The sequence below is a fragment of the Terrabacter sp. Root85 genome, from assembly GCF_001429185.1.
Taxonomy (GTDB): domain Bacteria; phylum Actinomycetota; class Actinomycetes; order Actinomycetales; family Dermatophilaceae; genus Terrabacter.
The window spans coordinates 1-3,061 of record NZ_LMIW01000006.1 but is presented as its reverse complement, the minus strand read 5'-3'; the positions used below and the strand labels follow the sequence as shown (position 1 = coordinate 3,061).

The window sequence follows — 3,061 nt, the reverse complement described above, 5'->3', positions numbered from 1 at the left end:
CCCACACCGGCTCTTCGGACAAGCCACTTCCCGGACCCGTCACGACCCAGCGTAGAACGCACCTCCCTGCCGCGTCTTGACACAGAAGGGAGCCATGTGCGGACGCGGCTGGAGCGTCTCAGAACGGTCGAGGGAGCCAGGGCGGCGCGGGGTTGACCCCGTCTCCCGGCCAGCTCAAGTCGTCGAAGTAGGCGACCTCGAAGGTCTCGAGTCGGTCGTCAGCCAATAGCCCCTCGGCGACGGCATCGCCTGCGGCGACGAGGGTGCTGTCCCAGTCGATGTCGGTGGCAAGGCACCAGGCGTGGTCCTGCGGCCACACCAAGCTGGCCGATTGTGGAAACGTCTCCTGCATTCCGGGCCACGTTGTTACGACACCTTTTGGCCCGGTGAACAAGGCGTAGTCCCGGCCGCCCCACCCGGGCATGACAACCTCAGGCAGCTCCAAGTCAGTCCAACTGCCCCAGCCGACCCAGACTGCGAAGACCAAGTCCTCTCCGGGGAGGTGATCGAAAACTGCGGCTTGCACGTCCGGCGGCATCGACCCTTCCTCAGGGTCGTCGTCGCCGTTGCGGCTCGTGCCGTCGAAGTCCGGGCAGATACCGCACCACTGCGCGAGCGGATGCATCTTTCGGTCGTTCGCGGCCGCAATCTGCGCCCACGTCTGCGCGCCCGCCGGGTGAAAGACCCGCACCACTCTGGAGAATCCCGTCGGCACGACAGAACCGACCGGAATCCCGGGAAGGTCGTGCCCGAGGAGTCTCTCGTTGACCCAGTCACCGGCGTGTGGATCCGTGAGTCGGCTCAGCGCGGCCATGGCGCGATCATGCCTGACATCGGCAGCAACCGTGCGGTTTAGCGCGGCTCGGGCCCGTGGATGCCGTCTCGCACAATAAGGCGTTCGGGGTCGGCTCGGTTGGCACCCGACCGTCCCGACGGCGGCATGGTCGGGCGATCGTAGTCGCCCTCAGAGCGGCATGGTCGGGCGATCGTAGTCGCCCTCAGAGCGGCATGGTCGGGCGATCGTAGTCTAGTCGCCCTCAGAGCGGCATGGTCGGGCGATCGTAGTCGCCCTCAGAGCGGCATGGTCGGGCGATCGTAGTCGCCCTCAGAGCGGCATGGTCGGGCGATCGTAGTCGCCCTCAGAGCGGCATGGTCGGGCGTCTGGCGAGCGCGCTTGAGGTCGACGGGTTGGTCACCCACGTCGCCCGAAGACCGAGCTGCCGCCGCCGCTGACGAGGGCAACGTCGGCTCGATGTGAAAGCCCCGCGCCGTTCCGACCGCTACGGTGGCGCGCATGGGTCACCGCGTGAGAGAACTGCTCCGTTGGGCCAGAGGCGTTTCGCTACTCGTGGCCGCGGGATCGATCGTTGCCGCAATGAACTGGCTCAGCACGTGGCGCGCCTTCGCCTTGACGAGTGCTGAGCCGACGAGCGTCTCCGCGGTGGAGGCGCAAGCAACGTTCCAGCAGTGGGTCATCGTCGCGCTGATCGGTCTAGCCGTCGCCGTCGCATCGTGCGTGTTCCCAGTTGCTCGTGCCGAGAACACTCACAAGGATCATCCGGATGTGGCCGCGGTCTGACATTCCGCCAGCTGGGGTGCCCTTGCCAGGGCGGAGCGTTTCGCCGCGACGGGACTAGGCCGTGCTCAGCGCGGCAAGAGCGGTAAACGACTCCCGCCGACGTCCTCACGATTTCGGCCCTGACGTACTGAGCGGTTTCGTCAGGCCTCGGCTGTGATGACGAACTGGCGGTAGTGGGTCGGCTGGTCAAGGTAGTTGCCGGCTTCGCCGGGTCCTGTCTCGCGCAGGCCAAGGCGCTGCAGGACGCGGATGGAGGCGCGGTTCGCGTCCAGGGCCTCGGCCCAGATCTCGTCAAGGTGCATCTCCTCGAAACCATGCCTCAGCCCGGCCCTGGCCGCGGCCCTTCCGAGTCCGCGGGCCCAAACGGTACGGGGTCCGATGAGGAAGCCGAGCTCGCGCCGGCGGGGCTCATCACCCTGTAGAACCACGTAGCCGACGAGGTGGCCATCATGAACAGCCCCCAGCCGGACGAGGTCTGACGGGGGCGAGCAGATGAGACGTACCTGGAACTGCTGGTGTTCCTCGCGGGAAAGGCCAAGGGTCCACTCAGCGGCTCGGCAGAAACCCTCGTCTGCGGCCCATCCCGCGATGATGTCAGCGTCTTCGAGCGTCATCGCCCGGAGGATGACCGGTGGTTCTTGGGTGAAAACGGGTCGAGGCTCATGCACGGTCCAATCATGCGGTGGCCGCGGGCCGGCCGCACCGAAGGACACGACCATTCACTCGCAGGATCGGCCACGTTGTCGGGGGCAGGAAGGTGCACGGGGCGGTGCAACGTCCAGCCCTGCATGATGGGCCAATGGCGACCATGGTGATCCTCGTCAACGGCTTGCCGGGCTCGGGGAAGTCCACTCTGGCCATCCAGCTCGCGGACGCGCTGAGCGTTCCTGTTCTGAGCAAAGACGCCATCAAAGAGTCAGTCGCTGATGCGCTCGAATGGCCGGTCGAACTCAGCGGCCCTCTTGGTGCGGCGAGCATGGAGATGGCCTGGTCGCTAGCGGCGACTTTGAAGGGGACCGTAGTTCTGGAGTCATGGTGGTTCCGACCGCGTGACCTTGGCCATGCGCAGCGAGCGATCGAGCGAATCGGTTCACCGCGCGTGGTAGAGATCTGGTGCACTGTCGCACCGGGAATCGCGCGCACCCGCGTTCAAGAACGCCAAAGACACCGCATCCACCCAGACGCCGACCGCCTCGCTATGGACTGGCCGAAGTGGAGCACCCAAGCGCGCCCCCTCGGACTAGGCCCAGTGGTGCCAGTCGAGACTGGCACCCCGGTCAACATGACCGCACTGATCGAGGAGCTTCGAACCTTGCTCGCATAGTGGCGCGCAGACCCCCATATCCGTCAAAGGTCGACCGCACTGTCCGCGGCAGACATCCCTGAACCGCCCCGGTGAGTCGGGAGACTCAGTGGTTTGAGAGCTCCAGATCCTGCTGGGCCTCGTTTTGAGCGTAGTAGGCCGCTTCGAGGTCGACCGGT

General features: G+C 66.1%; 4 protein-coding genes. 2 read left to right on the top strand and 2 right to left on the bottom strand.

Annotated features, from left to right (window positions below; translation table 11 throughout):
• Positions 1 to 118: 118 nt before the first annotated feature.
• Positions 119 to 814, bottom strand: coding sequence for a hypothetical protein (locus ASE25_RS06560; protein ID WP_056824124.1), 696 nt, complete (start codon positions 812 to 814; stop codon positions 119 to 121).
• A gap of 561 nt (positions 815 to 1,375) precedes the next feature.
• Here ASE25_RS06560 and ASE25_RS06555 point away from each other — a divergent pair.
• Positions 1,376 to 1,579, top strand: a complete 204-nt coding sequence (locus tag ASE25_RS06555; RefSeq protein ID WP_056824120.1) for a hypothetical protein — start codon at positions 1,376 to 1,378, stop codon at positions 1,577 to 1,579.
• A 140-nt stretch (positions 1,580 to 1,719) separates the two neighbouring features.
• Here ASE25_RS06555 and ASE25_RS06550 read toward each other — a convergent pair whose 3' ends face one another.
• Positions 1,720 to 2,298: a GNAT family N-acetyltransferase gene (locus ASE25_RS06550; RefSeq protein ID WP_082622741.1), complete on the bottom strand. Its 579-nt coding sequence runs from the start codon at positions 2,296 to 2,298 to the stop codon at positions 1,720 to 1,722.
• 80 nt (positions 2,299 to 2,378) lie between these two features.
• On the opposite strand from ASE25_RS06550, the gene ASE25_RS06545 reads away from it, so the two are divergent.
• Positions 2,379 to 2,903, top strand: a complete 525-nt coding sequence (locus ASE25_RS06545) for an AAA family ATPase (protein WP_056824114.1) — start codon at positions 2,379 to 2,381, stop codon at positions 2,901 to 2,903.
• Positions 2,904 to 3,061: the final 158 nt, after the last annotated feature.

Excerpts from the sequence above, each read along its gene's own strand:
- ASE25_RS06555 (WP_056824120.1), top strand. The coding sequence starts at position 1,376 with ATGAACTGGCTCAGCACGTGGCGCGCCTTCGCCTTGACGAGTGCTGAG.
- ASE25_RS06550 (WP_082622741.1), bottom strand. The coding sequence starts at position 2,298 with ATGGTCGTGTCCTTCGGTGCGGCCGGCCCGCGGCCACCGCATGATTGG.
- ASE25_RS06560 (WP_056824124.1), bottom strand. The coding sequence starts at position 814 with ATGGCCGCGCTGAGCCGACTCACGGATCCACACGCCGGTGACTGGGTC.
- ASE25_RS06545 (WP_056824114.1), top strand. The coding sequence starts at position 2,379 with ATGGCGACCATGGTGATCCTCGTCAACGGCTTGCCGGGCTCGGGGAAG.